16 protein-coding genes are annotated in these 22,808 nt (G+C 63.8%); 7 read left to right on the plus strand and 9 right to left on the minus strand.

Translation table 11 applies throughout. The features are described from left to right. Positions 1-6: 6 nt before the first annotated feature. Together HHA01_RS08645 and HHA01_RS08650 are read right to left on the minus strand one after the other, a co-directional pair. A complete protein-coding gene (locus HHA01_RS08645; RefSeq protein ID WP_141319758.1) occupies positions 7-1,989 on the minus strand; it encodes a capsule polysaccharide biogenesis protein in 1,983 nt (660 codons plus the stop codon). Between the two features lie 670 nt (positions 1,990-2,659). After that, positions 2,660-3,169 carry a hypothetical protein gene (locus HHA01_RS08650; protein WP_141319760.1) on the minus strand — a complete coding sequence of 170 codons (510 nt, stop codon included), beginning with the start codon at positions 3,167-3,169 and terminating at the stop codon, positions 2,660-2,662. Between the two features lie 184 nt (positions 3,170-3,353). Here HHA01_RS08650 and HHA01_RS08655 point away from each other — a divergent pair, with 184 nt between their 5' ends. Further along, positions 3,354-4,943 (plus strand): peptide chain release factor 3, encoded by a 1,590-nt coding sequence (locus HHA01_RS08655; RefSeq protein ID WP_141319762.1) that lies wholly within the window; start codon positions 3,354-3,356, stop codon positions 4,941-4,943. A 194-nt stretch (positions 4,944-5,137) separates the two neighbouring features. Here the strand turns inward: HHA01_RS08655 and HHA01_RS08660 are convergent, their stop codons facing one another. Both HHA01_RS08660 and HHA01_RS08665 read right to left on the minus strand, forming a co-directional pair. Then, positions 5,138-6,820, minus strand: a complete 1,683-nt coding sequence (locus tag HHA01_RS08660) for an AMP-binding protein (protein WP_141319764.1) — start codon at positions 6,818-6,820, stop codon at positions 5,138-5,140. Positions 6,821-7,010: 190 nt separating this feature from the next. Continuing rightward, positions 7,011-7,499: a MerR family transcriptional regulator gene (locus HHA01_RS08665; protein ID WP_141319766.1), complete on the minus strand. Its 489-nt coding sequence runs from the start codon at positions 7,497-7,499 to the stop codon at positions 7,011-7,013. 310 nt (positions 7,500-7,809) lie between these two features. Between HHA01_RS08665 and HHA01_RS08670 the strand changes: the two genes are divergently transcribed. The 5 genes from HHA01_RS08670 to HHA01_RS08690 all read left to right on the plus strand — a co-directional run bounded on the left by HHA01_RS08670 (position 7,810) and on the right by HHA01_RS08690 (position 13,867). Further along, positions 7,810-8,976 carry an acyl-CoA dehydrogenase family protein gene (locus HHA01_RS08670; protein ID WP_141319768.1) on the plus strand — a complete coding sequence of 389 codons (1,167 nt, stop codon included), beginning with the start codon at positions 7,810-7,812 and terminating at the stop codon, positions 8,974-8,976. Between the two features lie 29 nt (positions 8,977-9,005). After that, positions 9,006-10,121: an enoyl-CoA hydratase/isomerase family protein gene (locus HHA01_RS08675; RefSeq protein WP_141319770.1), complete on the plus strand. Its 1,116-nt coding sequence runs from the start codon at positions 9,006-9,008 to the stop codon at positions 10,119-10,121. An 83-nt stretch (positions 10,122-10,204) separates the two neighbouring features. Beyond that, the gene (gene mmsB / locus HHA01_RS08680) at positions 10,205-11,104 is read left to right on the plus strand and encodes a 3-hydroxyisobutyrate dehydrogenase (RefSeq protein ID WP_141319772.1); all 900 of its coding nucleotides are present in this window, start codon (positions 10,205-10,207) and stop codon (positions 11,102-11,104) included. Between the two features lie 118 nt (positions 11,105-11,222). Further along, on the plus strand, positions 11,223-12,404 hold the full coding sequence (locus tag HHA01_RS08685; RefSeq protein ID WP_141319774.1) for an acyl-CoA dehydrogenase: 1,182 nt from the start codon (positions 11,223-11,225) through the stop codon (positions 12,402-12,404). Positions 12,405-12,661: 257 nt separating this feature from the next. Next, complete coding sequence (locus tag HHA01_RS08690; protein ID WP_141319776.1) at positions 12,662-13,867, plus strand: CaiB/BaiF CoA transferase family protein; 1,206 nt, start codon at positions 12,662-12,664, stop codon at positions 13,865-13,867. 45 nt (positions 13,868-13,912) lie between these two features. On the opposite strand, the gene HHA01_RS08695 is transcribed toward HHA01_RS08690, so the two are convergent. The 5 genes from HHA01_RS08695 to ppsR all read right to left on the minus strand — a co-directional run bounded on the left by HHA01_RS08695 (position 13,913) and on the right by ppsR (position 19,936). Further along, positions 13,913-15,004 carry a DUF1513 domain-containing protein gene (locus HHA01_RS08695; RefSeq protein WP_141319778.1) on the minus strand — a complete coding sequence of 364 codons (1,092 nt, stop codon included), beginning with the start codon at positions 15,002-15,004 and terminating at the stop codon, positions 13,913-13,915. A 3-nt stretch (positions 15,005-15,007) separates the two neighbouring features. After that, entirely contained in the window at positions 15,008-16,048 is a 1,041-nt protein-coding gene (locus HHA01_RS08700) for an imelysin family protein (RefSeq protein WP_246053856.1), read from the minus strand. 10 nt (positions 16,049-16,058) lie between these two features. Next, positions 16,059-17,498: a di-heme oxidoreductase family protein gene (locus tag HHA01_RS08705; protein WP_218023791.1), complete on the minus strand. Its 1,440-nt coding sequence runs from the start codon at positions 17,496-17,498 to the stop codon at positions 16,059-16,061. Positions 17,499-17,587: 89 nt separating this feature from the next. Then, entirely contained in the window at positions 17,588-18,871 is a 1,284-nt protein-coding gene (locus HHA01_RS08710) for an imelysin family protein (protein WP_141319779.1), read from the minus strand. Positions 18,872-19,102: 231 nt separating this feature from the next. After that, positions 19,103-19,936: a posphoenolpyruvate synthetase regulatory kinase/phosphorylase PpsR gene (gene ppsR / locus HHA01_RS08715; protein ID WP_141319781.1), complete on the minus strand. Its 834-nt coding sequence runs from the start codon at positions 19,934-19,936 to the stop codon at positions 19,103-19,105. 452 nt (positions 19,937-20,388) lie between these two features. On the opposite strand from ppsR, the gene ppsA reads away from it, so the two are divergent. Next, a complete protein-coding gene (gene ppsA / locus HHA01_RS08720) occupies positions 20,389-22,761 on the plus strand; it encodes a phosphoenolpyruvate synthase (protein WP_141319783.1) in 2,373 nt (790 codons plus the stop codon). The last annotated feature ends 47 nt before the right edge of the window (positions 22,762-22,808 follow it).

The raw sequence follows: 22,808 nt of genomic DNA on the forward strand, positions 1-22,808 counted from the left end.
TCAAGATTAATGCTTTCCAATAAAGGTGTTGCGGTACCAGCGATACAGGTGGGTCCACCAGGCCGGGCGATGATATTGGTTGCGCTGTTGTTCGAGTAGTGTCACCACGGTTTCGGCATTGCAGAGTCGGCGGCTGCCGGGGTCGACGTAGAGCGGGTAGAGAATCAGGGTCGCTGCCACCAGGGCATCCAGCTCCAGAGTCCGCCGTCGACGCGGGCAGTGATGGCGGTCCTCGGTGAGCCCCCAGCCCGCATAGAACGGCATGCCGTAGGTAACGACATGCTTGCCGCGCAGCAATCCTTCGAAGCCCGCCAGTGATCCCATGGTATGGACCTCATCGACCATGTCCAGCAGATCGGCGATATCGACATCACTGACCTGCTCGTCGTGCAGGCGTTCATGGGCCGCGTCGAGGGCGCCGATGCGGGCGCCGGTCAGCACGTCCGGGTGAGGCTTGTAGAGAATCCGCGCGTTCGGGTTGGCCTCGCGCACGGCGGCCAGCAGGTCGCCATTGGTGCGGATATCGAAGGTGCCATTGGCGATGGAGGCGTCGGTTTCCACCTGACCGGTCACCAGCAGAACGCGGTCGCCCTGGGGCCGTTGGCAAGGTCGCCTCCCGGGGAGGTTGTACTTCGAGAGGCGCAGGGCCACCAGGCGCTGTTGGAGCCCGGCGGCCCGCTCGAGCAGGGCCGGCGAGAACTCGGCCTCGTTGAGCAGACGCTCGAGTTCGCTTTCCCGATGTGCATCGTAATGAATGCCCAGTGAATCGACGACCAGCGAGAGCGGGCGGGCGAGGTCGACGCCCAGACCGATGGAGCGCAGGAAGCCATCCTCCATACGCCACAGGTCATGGCCGGCGTGCTGGCAGCGTTGCTCGGCGCCGTCGTCCAGTCGTGACGCCCAGCACAGGATGCGTTCATGGCCCTCGGCATCCTGCGGCGGTTGGTCGTGCGCAATATGGCGGACCCGACTGAGAGCGCCGAGGAAGTCGCCGACGAAGCCGCGCTTCCAGGAGGACAGGCCGTAGACGGCCCAGTCGCCCGCCAGGCGCTGCTGCTGGCGAGTCTGGTCGCCGATCAGCTCGAGGGCTTCCTCGAAGTCGGTGGCCAGGCCGGTATAGGGGTTGGCATAACGGGCGTAGCGCAGATAGGCGGCGGCGAAGACCTGCTCCAGGCTGCGTGGCAGATTGCGTCGCGCACAGGGCTTGCGGTCATCGGTAAGCCCCCAGCCGGCATAGAAGGGCACGCCGTGACAGACGACCCGCTTGCCGGCCATCAGGGCCTCGAAGCCCAGCTGGCTGCTGACGACGTGCACGCACTCGACGGCATCCAGCAGCGACCAGGGGTTGAGAACCTCCCCGATCAGTCGGCAGCCGGGAATCTCGCCGGCATGCAGGAGGTGGCCGGCCTTCTTGCCGGCGATGACATCGGGATGCACCTTGACCAGGATTTCCGCGTCGGGGTGTTCGTCCCGGGCACGATCGAGCATGCACTGGAAATCCTCGGCCGCCGCGAGAGCTCCTTGGATGGACGCATCGCCGGCGGTCTGGTCGACGATCAGTACGCGCGGGCGCTGGTCGCTGAACAGCTGGCGATCCGGGGCATGGTTGTACTTGGACAGACGCAGCTCGCGGAGCCGCTGCATGCCGCGGCTCGCCCGCTCGAGCTCGTCCGCCGGGAAGTCGTCGGCTGCCTGGATCAACTGCTCCAGCTCGGAGGGCCGGCTGGCGTCATAGTAGATGCCTACCGAATCGACGATCAGGCTGTGGGGGGGATGCCCCTCGACGCCGAGCCCCCAGGAACGCAGGAAACCATCCTCGACAGCCAGATAGGGCAGCCCCTGCGCCTCGGCATGGTCACGCGCCTTGCGTGAACTCGGTTTCAAGCCCCAGCCCGCGATCACCCCCGCACGACGCGCCGCCCAGCTACCCAACACGGGGAAGTGCTCGAACTCGGGCAGGCAGGCACGCAGAATCGGCAACGCCCGCATGCGACGCGTGGATACTGCGACAGTTCTGGCAGCTTTGGCTGATCGAGACCTGGTCAAGTGCTTGTCCTGTAAATCCGCGAGCCGATTTATCAAACGGGCGATTGTATCAGGATGTGCAAGAATCGGCGCGGTGTCGCAGGTGAACAACGTAAAACCCGGCCGGGCTGTGCCCGGAGCTTGAAGCTGGAAGAACGGCGCTACGCGCGTTCAAAGAAGGAAGAGGGTAGAACGGCGCTTCGCGCCTTGAAGAGGGAGGAACCCCTTTGCGCCACACACACTGTCACTAGCCTGACTTCTTCCCTCTTCCCTCTTCCCTCTTCCTGCTCGTGCACCCCGCTCGCCTTTGCCGGTACAGTTGCCGCATTCCTCATCCATCGAGGGCTTGAGGTGACGAGCCGATATTTTCGCGCATGATCGTTCCAAGGAGGTCATTATGTTCGGACCGCGCAGCTGGTGCTATCTATTGGTCATTATTGTGGTGACCCAGGCGCTGAGCGGTTGCTCGCCCATTCCGGATATGCCGGGGCCTATCGGCATTCCTGGGCTGTGAGTTAGCTTGTCGGAACACTGACTTGCGGATGACGCCGCATGACGAGAAGAACGGGGACGGTTACGATCGTTCTCTATCAAGTTGGCGACGCTATGGCCCAGGTCACGCGGAAACGGGGCTTCACCGTTGCTCGAGGATGATCGATGCGATTTGCCATTGGCGTTCTTGTGCGCTGCATCCCGGTACACCATTGCAACGCTTCAAGGTCATGGTTCCCTGGTGCGTGAAGGGCTGACCGCGGTGCGCGCCCGACACCTGGATCGGGACCTCGGCATACAGGGTACCCGCCGCGCCTTCCATGCGGGCGGCTCCCGTCGCCTTTCCGTCGAAGGACTGGTAGGCAAGCATGGACTGTCTGAAGCGCTCGTTTCCGCCCTCGTGGACCGGGGAGTCTGGTGACCACATGGCAAAGGCCTGGTCGAATGCTCCCTTCTCGAGGTGGCGGAAGTAACGCTTGCTGGTCGAGACGGGGTCAGTTGCCGCATTGACGGTCTTGTTGTCGGTGGCAGCGGAGCCTTCCTGGCGTTCCGGCGCCGTCGTTATGGGAGCGCAGGCGTTCAGCGAGCCTGACAGCATGGCTAGCAGGCTGGCCAGAGCCGCGCCTTTCAGAAGGATCGGTCGGCGGTCCATCGTCTTGTCTCCTTTCTTTCAATGCATGGGGGTGTCCAAGGTGTCGCCATCGGACTTCCGTTTGCCTGGCGCAGCGTAGCACCGTTCCGGGCTTGTCGGTACAATTGGTGCATACCTCATCCATACTCGCCTGGCTGCTTCCAGAATTGAGTACAGGGCTAGTACAAAGTAGAGCCGAGTAGTAATGACAGATGCCAAGCAGGCCCATGAGACCGGGCTTCGTAGGACCTTCGCCATCATCTCGCACCCTGATGCGGGCAAGACGACCATCACCGAGAAGATGTTGTTGTTCGGTAACGCCATCCAGATGGCGGGGTCGGTGAAGAGCAAGCGGGATGATCGCCACGCCACCTCCGACTGGATGAAGATGGAGCAGGAGCGCGGTATCTCGGTGACGACCTCGGTGATGCAGTTTCCCTACGGGGGTCGGATCGTCAACCTGCTCGATACGCCGGGCCACGCTGATTTCTCCGAAGACACCTACCGCACGCTGACCGCCGTGGATTCGGCGCTGATGGTGATCGACGGGGCCAAGGGTGTCGAGGATCGGACCATCAAGCTGATGGAGGTCTGTCGCTTGCGGACGACGCCGATCCTGACCTTCATCAACAAGATGGATCGCGATATCCGTGACCCCATCGAGGTGATGGATGAGGTCGAGGAAGTGCTGAAGATCAAGTGCGCCCCGATGACCTGGCCGATCGGCATGGGGCGCCACTTCAAGGGGGTCTATCACCTCTACGATGACGTGATTCACCTCTACAAGCAGGGGCAGGGCAACCGCATCCCCGAGGACAACCGCATCGAGGGGCTCGACAACCCCGAAGTCGATGAGGTGCTCGGCGAGGATGCGGCCGAGGAGCTGCGCATGGAGGTCGAACTGGTGCGCGGCGCGTCCTACACCTTCGACCACGATGCCTATCTGCGCGGCGAGCTGTCGCCGGTGTATTTCGGCACCGCCATGGGCAACTTCGGCGTGCGCGAGATGATGGACGGTTTCGTCGAGTATGCTCCGTCTCCGCAGCCGCGCGACACCAATCTGCGCACCGTCGAGGCCGAGGATGGCAGCTTCAGCGGCTTCGTCTTCAAGATCCAGGCCAACATGGACCCCAACCATCGGGATCGGGTGGCCTTCCTGCGGGTGTGCTCCGGCAAGTACGAACGCCACATGAAGATGCGCCATGTACGCATCGGCAAGGACGTCAAGATCGCCGATGCGCTGACCTTCATGGCATCGGACCGGGCTCACGTCGAGGAGGCCTGGCCGGGCGACATCATCGGCCTGCACAACCACGGCACCATCCAGATCGGCGATACCTTTACCCAGGGCGAGAACATGCGCTTCACCGGCATTCCCCACTTCGCCCCGGAGCTTTTCAAGCGTGTGCGTCTCACCGACCCGATGAAGCTCAAGTCCCTGCAGAAAGGCCTGCAGCAGCTCTCCGAGGAGGGCGCCACCCAGGTGTTCATGCCGCTGGACAACAACGACCTGATCCTCGGCGTCGTGGGTGTCCTGCAGTTCGACGTGGTGGCCCACCGGCTCAAGCAGGAATACAAGGTCGACTGCATCTATGAAGGCATCAATGTGCAGACCGCCCGCTGGATCGAGTGCGACGACCCCAAGATGCTGGAAGACTTCAAGCGCAAGGCCAGCGCCAACCTCGCCATCGACGGCGGCGGCCACCTGACCTACATCGCCCCGACCCGCGTGAACCTGCAGATGACTCAGGAACGCTGGCCGAACGTGAAGTTTCATCATACGAGGGAGCACTGACCAGGCGCTGAGCGCCTGGAAGGACGCGGCTGACGCCGCTGGAAGAGCGAAGAACGGCGCTTCGCGCCTTGAAGAGTGAAGAAAAACCTTGACACCCCAACCCCTGGGGCTAGCCTGGCACTCTTCACTCTTCACTCTTCACTCTTCACTCTTCACTCTTCACTCTTCACTCTTCACTCTTCACTCTTCACTCTTCACAACCCCAACTCCTCCACGGCTTCTTCCCGCATCCTGAACTTCTGCACCTTGCCGGTGACGGTCATCGGGAATTCGTCGACGAACTTGATGTAGCGGGGGATCTTGAAGTGGGCGATGCGTTCCTGGCAGAAGGCCTTGAGGGCGTCTTCGTCGAGTGATTCGCCTTCGCTGAGCTTGACCCAGGCCATGATTTCCTCGCCGTACTTCTCGCTGGGCACGCCGATGATCTGGACGTCGGAGATGGCGGGGTGGGTGTAGAGGAAGTCCTCGATTTCGCGGGGGTAGATGTTCTCGCCGCCGCGGATGATCATGTCCTTGATACGTCCGACAATGGCGACGTAGCCGTCGTCGTCCATGGTGGCCAGGTCGCCGGTGTGCATCCAGCCGGCCGGGTCGATGGCGTCTTGGGTGGCGTCCGGGTTGTTCCAGTAGCCGAGCATGACGCTGTAGCCCCGGGTACAGAGTTCGCCGGGCGTGCCGGGCGGCACCACGCTGCCGTCATCGGGGCTGATCAGCTTGACTTCGGTGTGCGGGTGTATGGTGCCGACGGTGGTCACGCGCTTGTCGAGCGGGGCGTCGGTCCTGGTTTGGAAGCTCACCGGGCTGGTCTCGGTCATGCCGTAGCAGATGGTCACTTCCTGCATGTGCATGCGTTCGATGACGCGGCGCATGACCTCGATGGGGCAGATGGAGCCGGCCATGATGCCGGTGCGCAGGGTCGAGAGGTCGAAGTGCTCGAAGTCGGGGTGCTCGAACTCGGCGATGAACATGGTGGGGACCCCGTACAGCGCCGTGGCGCCTTCTTCGCTGACGGCCTGAAGCGTCAGCAACGGGTCGAAGCCCTGGTCCGGGTAGATCATGGTGCTGCCGTGGGTCATGCAGCCCAGGTTGCCCATCACCATGCCGAAGCAGTGGTAGAGCGGGACCGGGATCACCATTCGGTCGCTGGCGTCGAGCTTCATGGTGCGGGCCACGAAGAAGCCGTTGTTGAGGATGTTGTGGTGCGAGAGGGTGGCTCCCTTGGGCGCGCCGGTGGTGCCCGAGGTGTACTGGATGTTGATCGGCTCGTCGAACTGTAGACTGGCCTGGCGTTCGGCCAGTGCCTCGGGGCTGACGTCATCGGCATGCTGGCGCATGGTCTGCCAGGAGCGGATGCCGGGCAGGGCACGAGTGGCATCCAGGCAGATGACGCCGCGCAGTTCGGGCAGGCGCTCGGACTGCCAGCTGTCTGCACCGCTGGCGTCGTTCAATTCGGGTACCAGTTCGGCAAGAGCGGCGACATAATCCGACCCCTTGAAGGCGCCCTGCAGTACCAGGGTCGAGGTGCCGGACTGCCGCAGCGCGTACTCCAGCTCATGGGTCCGGTAGCTGGGGTTGATATTGACCAGAATGGCGCCGAGCTTGGCCGTGGCGAACTGGGTGATCGCCCACTCGGCACAGTTGGGTGACCAGATGCCCACCCGATCGCCTTTCTCCACGCCCAGTGCCATCATCGCCCGCGCCACCCGATCCACCTCGTCACGCAGCTCCCGCCAGCTGTAGCGCAGCCCCTGGTGACGGCTGATCAAGGCATCCCGATCCCCGAAACGGGACACGGTGTCGTCGAAGCAATCCCCGATGGTCTGTCCTTTCAGTGGGGTATCGCTGACTCCGCTGACGTAACTGATCCGGCGTGACATGGCGGCTCCATTTGTTGTTCACCCGGGCTGCGCCCGGAGCTGTAAGCCTTAAGCTGTAAGCTTTAAGAAAAACCAACCGGGCTTCGCCCGGAGCGGTAAGCGATAAGCTGTAAGCTATAAGTCAAACCTTGCCCCGGCTGGGATGAGTCGCAGCATTTTGGCTTACGGCTTACGGCTTACGGCTTACGGCTTACGGCTTACGGCTTACGGCGTCGAGCTTCCCCAACGCTTCCCTCGCTTTCTGATCGACGTCGTCCATCTCCAATCGCATCAAGCGTATGTCTTCCTGCTGACGGTCGAGGTCGGCGCGTTTTTCCTCGAGGATCTCGATGAGTCGTTTGAGCTGTCGGGCGTTTCCGTCGGGCATGGCGTCGTACATCATCACCACCTCGCGGATCTCGGCGAGTGAGAAGCCGAGGCGCTTGCCTCTCAGGGTGAGCTTGAGACGCACGCGGTCCTTGTTGCGGTAGATGCGTTTCTGGCCCTGACGCTGGGGTGACAGCAAGCCTTCCTGTTCGTAGAAGCGGATAGTGCGGGGCGTGACCTCGAAGAGGCCGGCCAGCTCGCTGATGCTGTAGGTGCGTTGCTGTCGGGGCAGCGCCTGGCTGCCGGCATCGCTGCCGCTGGTTGTCGCCTGGTCGGCTGATGAATGCTTGTCTGCGGTAGTCTCTTCGATCATCGAGTGTAGGTGTCCTGTTGACCTCTGAGCGGCCTGGCTTCAAGGCTTCGCCGTCCGGGACGGTGCCTGGAGAAGCGTTTGCCGATATGTCGCAAAGCCTAGATCAGCTTTACGTTTACGTAAAGTGCTTGTTCGACCATGGTGAGGTGTGGGATAAACCAAGCAACTGCTAGGGTAAATGAAGCTGCATGCCCGGGGCATGGGTCTCGGACGGCGCGAGGGCGTCAACGGCTCGCTGCCTGGCAGTACCTGCCCGGGCGTCGCCCATGCGGTCATCGCCCGGTTTCCTGTCGTCTTGTGAGAGGTTCCCATGGATTTTGCGCTGAGCGAGGATCAGAAGGCACTGGCCAATGCGGCTGCGGATTTTGCCCGGGCGGAGTTCAGCGAGCATGCCGCCGGCTGGGATGCGGAGTCGCATTTTCCCGTGGACGTGATTCGGCGCGCCGGAGAGGCCGGCTTTCTGGGCATCTATATTGCCGAGGAGCAGGGTGGTCTGGGCCTGTCGCGTCTCGATGCGTCCCTGATCTTCGAGCAGCTGGCCCAGGGCTGCGTCTCCACCACGGCCTATCTGACCATACACAACATGGTGACCTGGATGGTCGCCTGCTGGGGCAGCGACAGCCTGCGTGATAGACATCTGGCGTCGATGATAGCGGGCGAGTCGCTGGGCTCCTATTGCCTGACGGAGCCCGGCGCCGGTTCGGATGCGGCGAGCCTCAAGACCCGGGCGGTGCGCGATGGCGATTACTATGTACTGAATGGCTCCAAGATGTTCATCTCCGGCGCCGGTGCCACCCAGATGCTGGTGGTCATGGCGCGCACCGGCGAGCCCGACAGTGGTGCCACGGGAATCTCGGCGTTGCTGGTCCCGGCGGATGCCGCCGGCATCGAGTACGGCAGGAACGAGGACAAGATGGGCTGGAAGAGCCAGCCGACCCGTCTGGTGAGCTTCGATGATGTTCGCGTGCCGGTCGGCAATCGCCTGGGGGAAGAGGGCGAAGGCTTCCGGCTGGCCATGCGCGGCCTGGATGGCGGCCGCCTGAACATCGCCAGCTGTTCGCTGGGGGCCGCCCAGCAGGCGCTGACCCTGGCGCGTGACTACATGGCCCAGCGCAAGCAGTTCGGACGCGAGCTGTCGACCTTTCAGGCCTTGCAGTTCAAGCTCGCCGACATGGCCAGCGAGCTGACCGCGGCACGGCTGATGGTGCGCCACGCCGCCTGGCGTCTGGATGCACAGGACCCGGAGGCCACGGCGCACTGTGCCATGGCCAAGCGGTATGCCACGGATGCCGGCTTCAACGTCTGCAACGAGGCCCTGCAACTGCATGGTGGCTATGGCTATATTCGTGAGTATCCCCTGGAGCGTCTGGTGCGTGATACGCGGGTGCATCAGATCCTCGAGGGCACCAACGAGATCATGCGTTTGATCGTGGCGCGCCGCTTGCTGGCCGACGGTGTCATCGAGTCCTTTCAATAACGTTTTAACCCCCTCTCAGGAGAGTCCGGATGAGTGAAGCCCTGGTGCACTTTGAAGAATGGCCGACGCGCGGGGGAGGACGCCTCGGCCTGGCTCGGTTGAATGCGCCGAAAGCCCTCAATGCCTTGTCGCTGGAGATGATCCGGCTATTGAATGAGCAACTGGATGCCTGGGAGCAGGATGACGCCGTAGTGGCCATCTGGCTGGAAGGGGCCGGCGGCAAGGCCTTCTGTGCCGGTGGCGACGTGGTGGCCCTATATCGATCGCTGCAGGAAGACAGTCGTGCCGACTTTGCCGAGACCTATTTCGCTGCCGAGTATGCGCTGGATCATCGGTTGCATACCTGCCCCAAGCCGCTGCTGGTGTGGGGCGACGGCATCATCATGGGTGGCGGCGTGGGCCTGATGGCCGGTGGCTTTCAGCGCCTGGTCACCGAGACCAGCCTGATGGCCATGCCGGAAATCACCATAGGCCTGTACCCGGACGTGGGCGCCAGCTGGTTGCTGGCCCGTCTGCCGAGGGGGATCGGCGCCTATCTGGGCCTGACGGGAGCGCAGCTCAATGCCCGGGACATGCTGGACCTGGGGCTGGCGGATCGCTTCGTGCCGCGTGACCGGCGTGATGCACTGCTGGCGGCGTTGACCGAGGCGGATTACGGAGCGCGCGACATGGCCGGCTGTCGGGGCGCGGTGATCGAGGCGGTAGCGAGTGTCGAAGATCGGCGCCAGGCCCCGCAAGGGCAGGTCATGGCGCAACGCGATCATGTCCAGGCGCTGACCGATCGCGGCACAGTCAGCGAAGCCGTGACGCAGGTGCTGAATGATGACAGCGAGGATGCCTGGATCGCTGCCAACCGCCAGCGGCTGGCCACGGGCTGCCCGATGACCGCCCATCTGGTGTGGCGGATGCTGGAACGCCATCGTCACAGCAGCCTGGCCGAAGCATTTCGCGATGAGCTCGGCGTGTCGGTCCAGGTGTCTCACCACGGGGATGTCGGAGAGGGCGTCAGGGCCCTGCTGGTCGACAAGGATAAGCAGCCGCACTGGTCGCATGCCGACGTGGCCAGCGTGCCCCCGGCGGACGTCGAAGCTCTTCTGCGCTCTCCCTGGGATGACGCCGAGCACCCCTTGAAAGATCTGGGCTGACCGTCGTGTGACCGGAGCCTTGGCGGAAATCCGCCAGTGATTCGAAGCGCAGCATCCTGCTGCCAACATCGAGGAGCAACGCCATGAATATCGCCTTTATCGGACTGGGCAACATGGGCATGCCCATGGCCGGCAACCTGCTGGCCGCCGGGCATGATGTCGTCGTCAATGATCTGGTCGCCAGCGCCATGCAGGCCCTGGAAGAGCAGGGGGCGACACGTGCAGCGAGTGCCGCAGCGGCCTGTGCCGAGGCCGAGGTGGTGATCTCGATGCTGCCGGCGGGTGAGCATGTGCGCCGGCTCTATCTGGGTGACGATGGACCTGGGCTGCTGGATGCCCTGGCGCACCAGCCATTGATCATCGATGCTTCGACGATTTCCCCGGATGATGCGCGCCTGGTCGGTCAGGCGGCCCGCGAGCGTGGCCTGACCTACCTGGATGCGCCGGTTTCCGGCGGCATCGGTGGCGCCCGGGCGGGCACCCTGACCTTCATCGTCGGCGGCGATGCGGCTGGCTTCGAGCTGGCCAGGCCCGTGCTCGAGTGCATGGGTGGCAATATCTTCCACGCCGGTGATATCGGTGATGGCCAGGTGGCCAAGATCTGTAACAACATGCTGCTGGGCATTCTGATGAGCGGTACGGCCGAGGCCCTGTCGCTGGGCGTGAAGAATGGCCTGGATCCGGCGGTACTGTCGGAGATCATGAAGCAGAGCAGTGGCGGCAACTGGGCGTTGAACGTCTACAACCCGTGGCCGGGCGTGATGGCGGAATCGGCGGCGTCGCGGGATTATCAGGGCGGCTTTCTCACCGACCTGATGGCCAAGGACCTGGGGCTGGCCTGGGAGCTGGCGCAGAAGACGCGGGCCACGGTGCCCATGGGCTCCCAGGCGCGCAATCTGTTCGCTCTGCACAGTGCCCAGGGCAGCGGCAGGCTGGACTTCTCGAGCATTCAGAAGCTCTACCGTGCCGGTGAAGACGACTGACAGAGTGGCGATCCTTGCCAGCAGCATCGAAGTCGAGCCGTCGGGGTGAGGGGTTGGTTTTTCGGTTCATTTGGTCTACATTTTATAAAAATATCGATATTTTTATGTGGAGCCTCGCATGAGCCAGATTACCCGCATGACCTGGGACGACCCCTTTCGCCTGGTCGACCAGCTCGAGGAGGACGAACGCCTCGTCCAGCAGACGGCGCATGATTACTGTCAGGACAAGCTGCTGCCACGCGTGCTCGAGGCCAATCGTCACGAGCGCTTCGACCGCGAGATCATGACCGAGATGGGCGCGCTGGGCCTGCTGGGGGCCACCATCGAGGGTTATGGCTGTGCGGGCATGAACTATGTCAGCTATGGCCTGATCGCCCGCGAGGTCGAACGCGTGGATTCCGGCTATCGCAGCGCCATGAGCGTGCAATCGAGCCTGGTGATGTACCCCATCCATGCCTTCGGCAGCCAGGCCCAGAAGGATAGATACCTGCCACACCTGGCCACCGGCGAGTGGGTGGGGGCCTTCGGCCTCACCGAGCCGGATCACGGATCCGATCCGGGCAGCATGTCGACCCGAGCGGTGCGCACCGAGCATGGCTGGCGCCTCAACGGTACCAAGACCTGGATCACCAACTCCCCGATCGCCGATGTCTTCGTGGTCTGGGCGCGGGACGAGGAAGGCGTGGTGCGGGGATTCATCCTCGACAAGGGCATGCCCGGGCTCACGGCGCCCAGGATCGACGGCAAGTTCAGCCTGCGTGCCTCGGTCACCGGGCAGATCGCCATGCAGGATGTCGAGGTGAGCGATGAACAGCGCCTGCCGGACGTCACCGGACTCAAGGGGCCGTTCTCCTGCCTGAATCGTGCGCGCTACGGCATCGCCTGGGGCAGCATGGGCGCCGCCGAGGCCTGCTGGCACGCCGCCCGCGACTACACCCTGGAACGCAAGCAGTTCGGTCGTCCGCTGGCGGCCAACCAGCTCATCCAGAAGAAACTCGCCGACATGCAGACCGAGATCGCCCTGGGACTGCAGGGCACGCTGCGCGCCGGTCGCATGATCGACGACGGCCAGCTCGTGCCCGAGGTGATCTCGCTGATCAAGCGCAACAACTGCGGCAAGGCGCTGGATATCGCCCGCCAGGCCCGCGACATGCACGGTGGCAATGGCATCAGCGACGAATATCACGTGATCCGCCACGTGATGAACCTCGAAGCGGTCAATACCTACGAAGGCACCCATGATGTCCACGCGCTGATTCTGGGGAGGGCGCAGACCGGTCTGCAGGCGTTCACTGGTTAGGTGTGATGGGCGAGGTGTGAGGAGTGAGGTGTGAGTGGGGTGCGCCCCGTGTACCTCAAGCCACTCGTCGATTCATGCAGTGTTCAGCGTTACCGGAGGTATGGTCCGGAGGGCGATGCAGCCTGTAGCCGGGAGCGAGGGGCAAGCCGAAGAGGAGGTCCGACGCCACGGATGTCGTCGGTAGCGCCCATGGATGGGTTCATAGCGCCTCCTCGTAGGCTTGTCGTCGAGCCTCTTTGAAAGGAAAAGGAACCAGGATGAGCGGACCATTGGCAGGCGTCGTGGTGCTGGATATGTCGCGGGTGCTGGCCGGTCCCTGGGCCGGTCAGCTTCTGGCGGATCTCGGTGCCCGTGTCATCAAGATCGAACACCCCGAGCGCGGCGATGATACCCGCGGCTGGGGGCCGCCCTGGTGGCAGGGCGAGGCGGATGCCGAGCGGCTGGCCGCCTACTACTTGTGCGCCAATCGCGGCAAGCGGTCGCTGGCGGTGGACATCGCTACCCCGGATGGCCAGGCACTGATCCGCGAACTGGCGGCGGGCGCCGATGTGCTGCTGGAAAACTTCAAGGTCGGTGGCCTGGCGCGCTACGGCCTGGATCCGGCCAGTCTACGCGAACGCAACCCGCGCCTGATCGCCTGTTCGATTACCGGCTTCGGCCAGGACGGCCCCTATGCAGGGCGCGCCGGCTATGACTTCATGATCCAGGCCATGGGTGGCCTGATGAGCCTGAGCGGCGAACCCGACGGCATGCCGATGAAGACCGGGGTGGCGATCACCGATGTTATGACCGGGCTCTATGCCACCATCGGGGTGCTGGCCGCCCTGCATGAGCGGCGTGACTCCGGAGTCGGGCAGCATATCGATCTGGCCCTGCTGGATGTCCAGGTCGCGACCCTGGCCAATCAGGCCCTCAATACCCTGGTCAGCGGCAACAGTCCGCAGCGTCACGGCAATGCCCATCCCAATATCGTGCCTTACCAGGCCTTCGCCTGCGCCGATGGCTATCTGGTGCTGACCGTGGGCAATGACGCCCAGTTCGCCCGGCTTGCCGAACTGTTGGGCCAGCCGGCCTGGGCCGAGGACGCGCGGTTTGCTACCAATGCGGCGCGGGTGGCCCATCGCGAGACTCTGGTCGAGGCGATCAAAGGGGTGCTGGTGTCGCGTCGCCGCGATGACTGGCTGGCCGAGCTCGAGGTGGCGGGCATCCCGGCGGGGCCGATCAACACCCTGAGAGAAGCACTGGCCGATCCCCAGGTTAAACACCGAGGATTGTGTCGTGAGCTCGAGCGGGACGGACAGCGACTGCCGCAGGTGGCCAACCCGCTGCGCTTCGATGGCCAGAGTTCCACCAGCGACACGCCACCGCCGACACTGGGTCAGGACAGCGATGCCGTGCTCGGCGAGATGGGCCTGTCGAACGCGGAGATCGCCGAGCTCAAGCGACGCGGCATCGTGCGCTGAGGCGCTGGCGGCGTGGTGCGCTGAGGCGCGGGCGGCGTGGTGCGCTCAGGTCAGGTGGTTGTCCCAGCGTATCGGCAGGTCGTGGATCTGTTGAGGGGCGCTGCCATCGCCGCCAAGGCGATACAGTCCGCCACGACCCGATGAGACCAGAAAGCCGCCCTGGCCGTCACAGCGCGCGCCGGCGGCATCCGACAGGTCGTGGCTGGCGAGCAGTTCGCCGTGGCGGCTGTCGAGTACCAACACCCGATGACCGCGTGGGGCCGTCACCAGGGCAAGCGGTGATCGACGCGAGAGGGCGATGCTGGCGGTGTACTGGCGCAGCTCGGCGGTCAAGTCGTCGGGAAGCGCGATTTCCGAGAAGTCACCGTCGGCTGATAGACGAGCGATCAGCGGACGCCGTTCCCACTCCGGACCCTGGTATTGATAACCGGCGACCACGGTGCCATCGGTACCGACATCCAGGTGCCGGCAACTGAGCTGATGGTGGCTGGGCCGGTGGCGTGCCAGGATCTCGCCGTCGCGGCGGTCCATCAGCAGCAATGCCGGCTCCATGTCGTCCAGGTTGAGCTTGGCCCGCCCGTAGTCCGGGTGGGTGCGAATGCCGCCCAGGGCCACGGCCAGGGTCTGTCCGTCCGGCATCAGGCGCAATTCGTGGGGCCCGATGCCATCCAGCGGCATGTCGGCGAGGTGGCGATAATCCGCTCTGGCATCGTAGACACGCACCAGGCCGGCGGCGTCGTCGATGCGATTGGCCGTGACATACAGGTGATGGCCGTCGGCGTCGAAGACGCCATGCCCATAGAAGTGAAAGCCGTCGCCGGCGTCGATGCGCCGGATTTCGGCCCTGGCGTCGCCGTCAATGACATGCAGTGAGCGCCCGGGACGGCGGGCAAAGAGCACGGCCTGGGCGCTGTCGGGGCGCAAACAGCCACCATGGCACCGCTCCGAGACGGCAATGCGATAGGCCTGCTTGCGGCCGGGGGCGAAGGCCTGGATATAGTGCCGGCCTTCGGCGTCATCGGCGGCACTGAACAACCATTCGGCGTCTTCACGGCCGGGCAGCCCCCAGCTCAGAGAGGGCAGGCTCATGGCGCCGAGACCGAGAAGTCCGTTCTTGAGCAGGGTGCGGCGCTGCATGACTCAGTCTCCATCGCTGGAATTGAAGCCGCGTACCATGCCCAATTCGCGGCCGATGGTCTCGAGCTGGTGGCGCAACTGGCCGACCTGGACATACAGACCCTGGAGGGCTCGAAAGCGGTCGCGGTCGTCGAGCGCGGGTGCCACGCCTGCCGCCATCTCGGCGGCGCCCTGGCGTGCCCTGTCCAGTCCGGCGCCGAACTCGGCGGCCAGCTCTGGCTTGCCGCGCGCGTTGAGCAGGGTCCTGAGGCCAGGGAGGAAGGTGTCTTCCAGGCCACGCAGGCTGGCCTCGATCAAGCGCACGGAGCGCTCGCTGCGCCAGGCTTCGGCCAGGTAGCCATTGGCACTGCCGCCGGTCAGCCCCATGGGCTCGCCGAGTCGCTTGGTCTCCAGGGTTTCCAGGGCGAGCAGGGCGCCATGCAGGGTGGCGGTGGTGTAACTCTGAGTGCCCCGATAATGGTCGCCGAAGCGCTGCCAGTCGCGTTGCAGGGCACCGGCGGTATCGGCCAGATGGGTGGTAATGGCGCTCATCAGGCCGCAGGCAATCGGCTGCGCCAGGGCATCCGTGCCCTGCATGCTGTCATCGAACAGCAGGTACTCCAGGGCCGGAAAGCCCTGGGAGGCGACGCTGTCCTCGGCGATCTGCTCGGCGGTGGGCGCCTCTTCCCTGGCGAGCCAGGACTGCATCTTGCGGCCGACGAGGTTCTTGCGGTCGGGCCAGAATTGCATCTGCCAGGCACGGCTGTTCTGTTCGATGGGCCCGAAGTCGACAAAACGAACGGCCTGCCAGGCCTGCCAGGCCTCCATCCAGTCCCGGGTGAGCCGTTGGCGGTGGGCGTCGCTGGCATTGTTGCAGAAGCGTTCGGCACTGGCCTCCAGGCGTTCACTGGCGTCATTCAGGGCGCCATAACGCTGCTCGATGGCCTGGTGCCAGTGCTCCCTGGCCTGGGGCGAGGTGTCATCGGCCAGCAGCGAGGCGCTGGCCAGGGTGAGGGCAGCCAGACCGAGCCGGCCAAGCTGCTTGAATAGGCGTGGTGTCATCATCAGGGGTCCTTCACAGGGATTCGAGAAACCGAATCAGCGCCTGGCGCTTTTCCGCCGGCAGCTGCCGATAGGCCGCGGCGCTGGCCTTGGCTTCGCCGCCGTGCCAGAGGATGGCTTCTTCCAGGGTGCGGGCGCGGCCGTCGTGCAGGAAGCCGGCGCGAGGGTTGACCTTGTGGGTCAGGCCGATGCCCCAGAGTGGCGGAGTACGCCACTCCCGGCCACTGGCCGCGAATTCCGGTCGATGGTCGGCCAGTGCCTTGCCCATGTCGTGCAACAGCAGGTCGCTGTAGGGCCAGATGGTCTGGTCGGCCAGGGCGGCGCGTTCGGTGTTCTGGGGTGTCTGGTGGCGCGGGGTGTGACAGCTGGCGCAGCCGATGTCGTTGAAGATCCGGGCACCGGCCTGAACCTCGGGGTCGTCGAGGTTACGCCGCTGAGGCACGGCGAGGCTGCCGGCGTAGAAGGTGATGAAGCGTGCCACCTTGTCGCTGACTTCCGCCTCGCCGCCATGCGGGAAGCGTTCGCACTCCTGGCTGGGCATGCAGTCGGTGGTGGGCACCAGGTTAGAGGTCAACCCCATGTCGCCGGCGAAGGCATGCAGGCTCTGCTGCTCTATGCTGGGTTCGCCGGCTTTCCAGCCGAAGCGACCCACCACGGTCTTCTCCTTGCGGATGTCCCAGACGCGGTTGACGCGCCCCGAGATGCCGTCGCCATCGGCGTCGTGGGGATCAGCCGCGGCTTCGAGGGCCTCGGCGGGGAGTGTCTCGAGCAGGCCCAGGCCGATCATCGGCGGCGCCACGCGTGGCGAGGTAAGCAGGTTGTCGGGTAGCGGCCCGTAACCCGGCGTCTCGATGGCATAGTGTGGTTTGCGCAGGCTGACGGTTTCGCCGCCTGCCAGCTCGACCGGGCGTTCAGTGTAGGTCAACACTAGGTTGCCTTCCGGCTCGGCGCCGGTGATGGCGGCTGTCTGCAACTGAGTGCCATAGGTCGGCGCCGGGTGCACGCCGCGTTGCTTCAGGGTCTGGTCGGTTGCGCCGGCGTCCGGCAAGGAGAGGCGCAGGAACAGCGAGACGGAGGATTCATCGCCGCTTGGTGGGTGACCGCGCCCATCCTTGATGTGGCAGCCCTGACAGCTGTTGGTATTGAAGAGCGGCCCCAGGCCGTCGCGTGCCTCGGTGCTGGCCGGCGCCTCGACCCAGGGGTTGCGAAAGAAGCTGTTGCCGACGCTGAAGTCGAGCCGTTGGGTCATCGACATGTTGTCCAGAGGCAGGGAGTAGGCGTTGTGATCGAACTGCTCGACCGAGCCCTGCCCGCCGGTGTCAGGCGTCTGCTGAAGCGGCGAGGAGGTATCGTCCGAGGCCTGTGCCGGACCGGTGAGGTAGACAATCAGCAGGCTGGCCATGCCGAGCCCGTGCTGCCGCTGCAAGCCTGTTTTGCGTTCAAGCCGGGGCATCTTCTTCCTGCCTTGTGGTAACGAGAACGCCGCCGTTACCGGCGGCGAGGATGGTGCAGACGTCACCTGCCTGCAGGTGACGCGATCAGTTAAAATTTGTGGCCGGCATCATCCGGTTGCAGTGAATCCACGCCAAGGGCGCCGGCAGCCTTTTCGATGGTGCCGGTCTGCTTGACCAGCGAGGCGATGGCGCTGTTGACCAGTTCGGCGCCTTTCTCGTTCCCCGGGGCGATCATCATGTCGAAGTACATCGGACTCTCGTCGGCCTCGGCGGCGTTCTTGATCTCGCCGAGTTGTTGCATGCTGGCGTCCAGCCGCTCGGACAGGGTGGCAGCCAGTTCGGCATTCTGGCTGGTGAGCAGGTCGGCCAGCGCCGGGCCTTCGAGAGTGCTGCCGTCCAGCCGTTCATAGCGGCCGGTGTAGATGTTGTGTATGCCCTGACCGTTGAAGTAGTGGGAGTTGTGGGTGTTGTCGCTGAAGCAGTCGTGTTCGTCCTCGACGGAATTGGCCACCAGGGCGACCTTCATGCGCTCGCCTGCCAGTTCGCCGAGCGACAGTGAGCCCATGCCGAACAGCATGCGCCGCAGACCTTCCTGCGGAGATCTGGCCAGCAACGTCTGGCGATAGTTGTCTTTCTTCTGTGGCGCCCACTGCGCCACCATCCACTCGAGGTCGTTGATCAGCAGCTGGGAAGCGGCTTCCAGATAATGGCCACGGCGCTCGCAGTTGCCGTGAGTGCAGTCTTCACCGCTCATGAAGTCGCTGGCGGGGCGATTTCCATGACCAGCGTCGAAGCCGTTGAGGTCCTGGCCCCAAAGCAGGAATTCGATGGCATGGTAGCCGCTGGCCACGTTGGCCTCGGAGCCACCGATCTCGTTGAGGCCGGCGAGCAGTTCGGGCGTCAGCTCGCTGACATCCACCTTCTTGCCACCCACCTGGATGCTCTGGTTGGCGATGATGTTGGCCGTGGCGCCGGCATTGCCGAGCTCGTGATGGTAATCGTCGCTCTTCACATAGTCGATCATGCCTTCATCCAGTGGCCAGGCGTTGAGCTGACCTTCCCAGTTGTCCACCACTGGGTTGCCGAAGCGGAAGACCTCGGTCTGCATGTAGGGAATGCGCGCCTGCCGCCAGGCATCGCGGGCGGCCTGAAGGGTTTCCTGGCTGGGGTTGTCGAGCAGGGCATCGATGCGCTCATCGAGGGTGCGGGCCGCTCCCAGGGCATCGTCAAAGTTGGCATGTGCCAGATCGGCATAGTGGCCGACGACCTGCTCGGCGGTGACATCGCCCTGACTGGCCATGGCGGACGCCGGGAACAGGGCGGCTAGCAGTACGGCACGGCGCAGCGGGCGCTGGACGAAACGAGTCGGCATAAGGAAGTCCTTTTGGTTATTGGCAGATACGCTGACTGGTGGCGTAATGATAACCAATATCGGATAAGGACGCGAATGCGATTTTTTACCATTTGTAAACGAAGTGCGAGCGGAGAAGAGGGAAGAGGTAAGAGGGAAGAAAGAAGCTGGAAGCTGGAAGCTGGAAGCTGGAAGAAACCCCCAAGCCCCAAGCTTGTCGCCTTACACCTCACGCCTCACGCCTCACACCGTTCAGCGCGGTGAGAAGCGTCGGTTGATGCCGGTTTCGGCGATCATGCGTGTCGAGATCTCTTCCACCGAGAAGCGGGTCGTGTCGATGAAGGGGATATGCATGCGCCGATACAACGCTTCGGCCTGGGTGACTTCCTGAACGCACTGGTCCATGGAGCTGTAGCGGCTGTTGGGGCGGCGTTCGTGACGAATGGCCGCCAGCCGGCGGGGGTCGATGGTCAGGCCGAACAGCTTGTGGCGATGCTGTTCCAGCACCTTCGGCAGCTTGAGCTTGCCGCTTTCGTCCAGGTCGTCTTCGGTAAGGGGGTAGTTGGCGGCGCGGATGCCGAACTGCAGGGCCAGGTAGAGCGAGGAGGGGGTCTTGCCGCAGCGCGAGACGCCGACCAGGATGATGTCGGCCTGGTCGTACTGGTGGGTACGGGCGCCGTCGTCGTTGTCCAGGGCGAAATGCACCGAGTGAATGCGGTCCATGTAGACATCGTCGCTACCGATGGCGTGGGTCCGCCCCACGCTGTAGGAGGAATGGGTCGCCAGCTCCTGTTCCAGCGGCTCCAGGAAGGTGGAAAAGATATCGACCTTGAAGCCCGGTGCTTCGCGGATGACCTCGCGGATTTCGCTGTCGACCACGGTGTCGATGATGATCGGCTTTTCCCCGTCACGGGCCGCCGTGGAGGCGATGACCGCCGCCAACTGATGCGCCTTGTCGACGCTGTCGATGTACGGCTTGGTGATCATCCTGATCTCGACGTTCTCGAACTGCGCCAGCAGGCTGCGGCCCAGGCTCTCGGCGGTGATGCCGGTGCCATCGGATATGAAGAAAGCGGTACGTGTCATGTGACTCTCGACGCCAGGTGGAGGTTGCGAGCATTGTCAGTTGCCGAGAGGGATTGCACAAGCGGTCCTGCCGGCTAGCGAGCCGCGAGACGCGACGCGATAAACGAGAAACGAGAAACGAGAAACGAGAAACGAGCAGAATGTTGCCACCGCGCGTTTGGCTCTACAGGTCGCCGCCCATAGCCTGTTCCTCACACCTCACACCTCACACCTCACACCTCACACCTCACACCTCACACCTCACACTTCACACTTCACACTTCACACTTCACTGCCTGCAGCTCGCCGCTCGCGACTACATAACCCCAGCCATTTCGACGAATGTTGTAAAAAACCTCCAGTGACTTCGATGTTAGACCAATGGCGAATATGGAAGGCCGCTGGTAGAGTCGCGATCATCCATTCATGACGCTGTGTCATGGACTTTCTTGCGTCGACATCCAGGGGGTTGCGTGGACGATAATATTCTGTGGTTCGAAGAGTTGGGCATGAACGATGTCGAGCGAGTCGGGGGCAAGAATGCCTCGCTCGGCGAAATGATTTCCGGCCTGGCCGGTGCCGGTGTCACCGTGCCGGGCGGGTTCGCGACCACGGCCCACGCCTACCGCGAGTTCCTGTCTCACGAAGGCCTGAACGAGCGCATCAACCAGCGTCTCGCCAAGCTGGACGTGGATGATGTCAATGCGCTGGCCGAGGCCGGGGCGGAGATTCGTCAGTGGGTGATCGACACGCCCTTGCCGCCGGCCTTCGAGCAGGCGTTGCGCGAGAGCTACGAGCAGCTGCAGGCGCGTCACCCCAATCTCAAGGTGGCGGTGCGCAGCTCGGCTACCGCCGAGGACCTGCCGGATGCCTCCTTCGCCGGGCAGCAGGAGACCTTCCTCAACATCGAAGGCTTCGACAACATCAAGCGTGCCGTGCATGAGGTCTTCGCTTCGCTGTTCAACGACCGGGCCATTTCCTACCGCGTGCACCGTGGCTACCCTCACGAGAATGTCGCCTTGTCGGCGGGTATCCAGAAGATGGTGCGTTCCGAGACCGGGGCCTCCGGCGTGATGTTCACCCTGGATACCGAGTCCGGCTACCGCGATGCGGTCTTCGTCACGGCTTCCTGGGGCCTCGGCGAAACCGTGGTACAGGGTGCGGTCAATCCCGATGAATTCTATGTGCACAAGCCGACCCTGGCGGCGGGGCGGCCGGCGGTGCTGCGTCGCAACCTGGGCTCCAAGCTGATCAAGATGATTTACACCGAAGACGCCAGTGCCGGCAAGTCGGTGGAAACCGTGGATGTGCCCTTCGCCGACCGTGCGCGTTTCTGTATCAATGACGACCAGATCATGTCGCTGGCGCGTCAGGCGGTGACCATCGAGAAGCACTATGGCCGACCCATGGATATCGAATGGGCCCTGGATGGTGATGATGGTGCCCTCTACATCGTGCAGGCGCGCCCCGAGACCGTGGTATCCCAGCAGGAAGGCGGCAAGCTCGAGCGTTTCCAGCTCAAGGAAAAGGGCCGCACCCTGGTGACCGGCCGCGCCATCGGTCAGCGCATCGGGCGTGGTGAGGTCAAGGTCGTGGATGCGCCGGATGATATGTACAAGGTCAATGCCGGTGATGTGCTGGTGACTGACATGACGGACCCGGATTGGGAGCCGATCATGAAGCGGGCCTCGGCCATCGTCACCAACCGCGGTGGACGTACCTGCCACGCGGCGATCATCGCCCGTGAGCTGGCGATCCCGGCCGTGGTGGGCTGCGGAGATGCCACGGCTGCCCTGAGCGATGGCCAGGAGGTGACGGTCTCCTGCGCCGAGGGGGATACCGGCCATGTCTACGAGGGGCTGCTGGAGTTCGATCGCAACGTCACCAGTGTCGATGCGATGCCCGAAATTCCCTTCAAGATCATGATGAACGTGGGCAATCCGGATCGCGCCTTCAGTTTTGCCAGCCTGCCGAATGCGGGGGTCGGCCTGGCACGCCTGGAGTTCATCATCAACCGCATGATCGGTGTGCACCCCAAGGCACTGCTGGAATACGACAAGCAGACCACCGATCTGCAGCAGACGATCGATCTGCGCACGGCCGGCTATGATGATCCGGTGAGCTTCTACGTCGACAAGCTGGTCGAGGGCATCTCGACCCTGGCGGCATCCTTCTATCCCGAACGGGTGATCGTGCGCCTGTCGGACTTCAAGTCCAACGAGTACGAGAACCTGATCGGCGGCAAGCTCTACGAGCCGGGGGAAGAAAACCCCATGCTCGGCTTCCGCGGTGCCGCGCGCTATCTCTCCGAGGCCTTCCGCCCCTGCTTCGAACTGGAGTGCCGGGCACTCAAGCGGGTGCGTGATGAAATGGGTCTCGACAACATCGAGATCATGGTGCCCTTCGTGCGGACCACCGAAGAGGCGAAGGAAGTCGTCGACCTGCTGGCGGCCAATGGCCTGGAGCGCGGTCGTGACAACCTCAAGGTCATCATGATGTGCGAGCTGCCGGCCAACGCCCTGCTGGCCGATGAGTTCCTGCAGTACTTCGACGGCTTCTCCATCGGTTCCAACGACCTGACCCAGCTGACCCTGGGGCTGGATCGCGACTCGGGGATCGTGGCGCACCACTTCGAGGAGCGCAATCCGGCCGTGAAGAAGCTGCTGGCCATGGCCATCCAGGCGTGCAAGGCCCAGGGCAAGTACGTGGGCATCTGCGGCCAGGGCCCGTCGGACCATCCCGATCTGGCCAAGTGGCTGATGGAGCAGGGCATCGACTCGGTGTCCCTGAATCCGGATGCGGTGCTGGAGACCTGGTTCATGCTGGCAGGCGAGAAACTGGGCTGAACGCTCTGCTCGCCCTGAAGGACGCTCGTGACACCCGGCTTGCCGGG

Source organism: Halomonas halmophila, from assembly GCF_006540005.1.
Classification (GTDB): domain Bacteria; phylum Pseudomonadota; class Gammaproteobacteria; order Pseudomonadales; family Halomonadaceae; genus Halomonas; species Halomonas halmophila.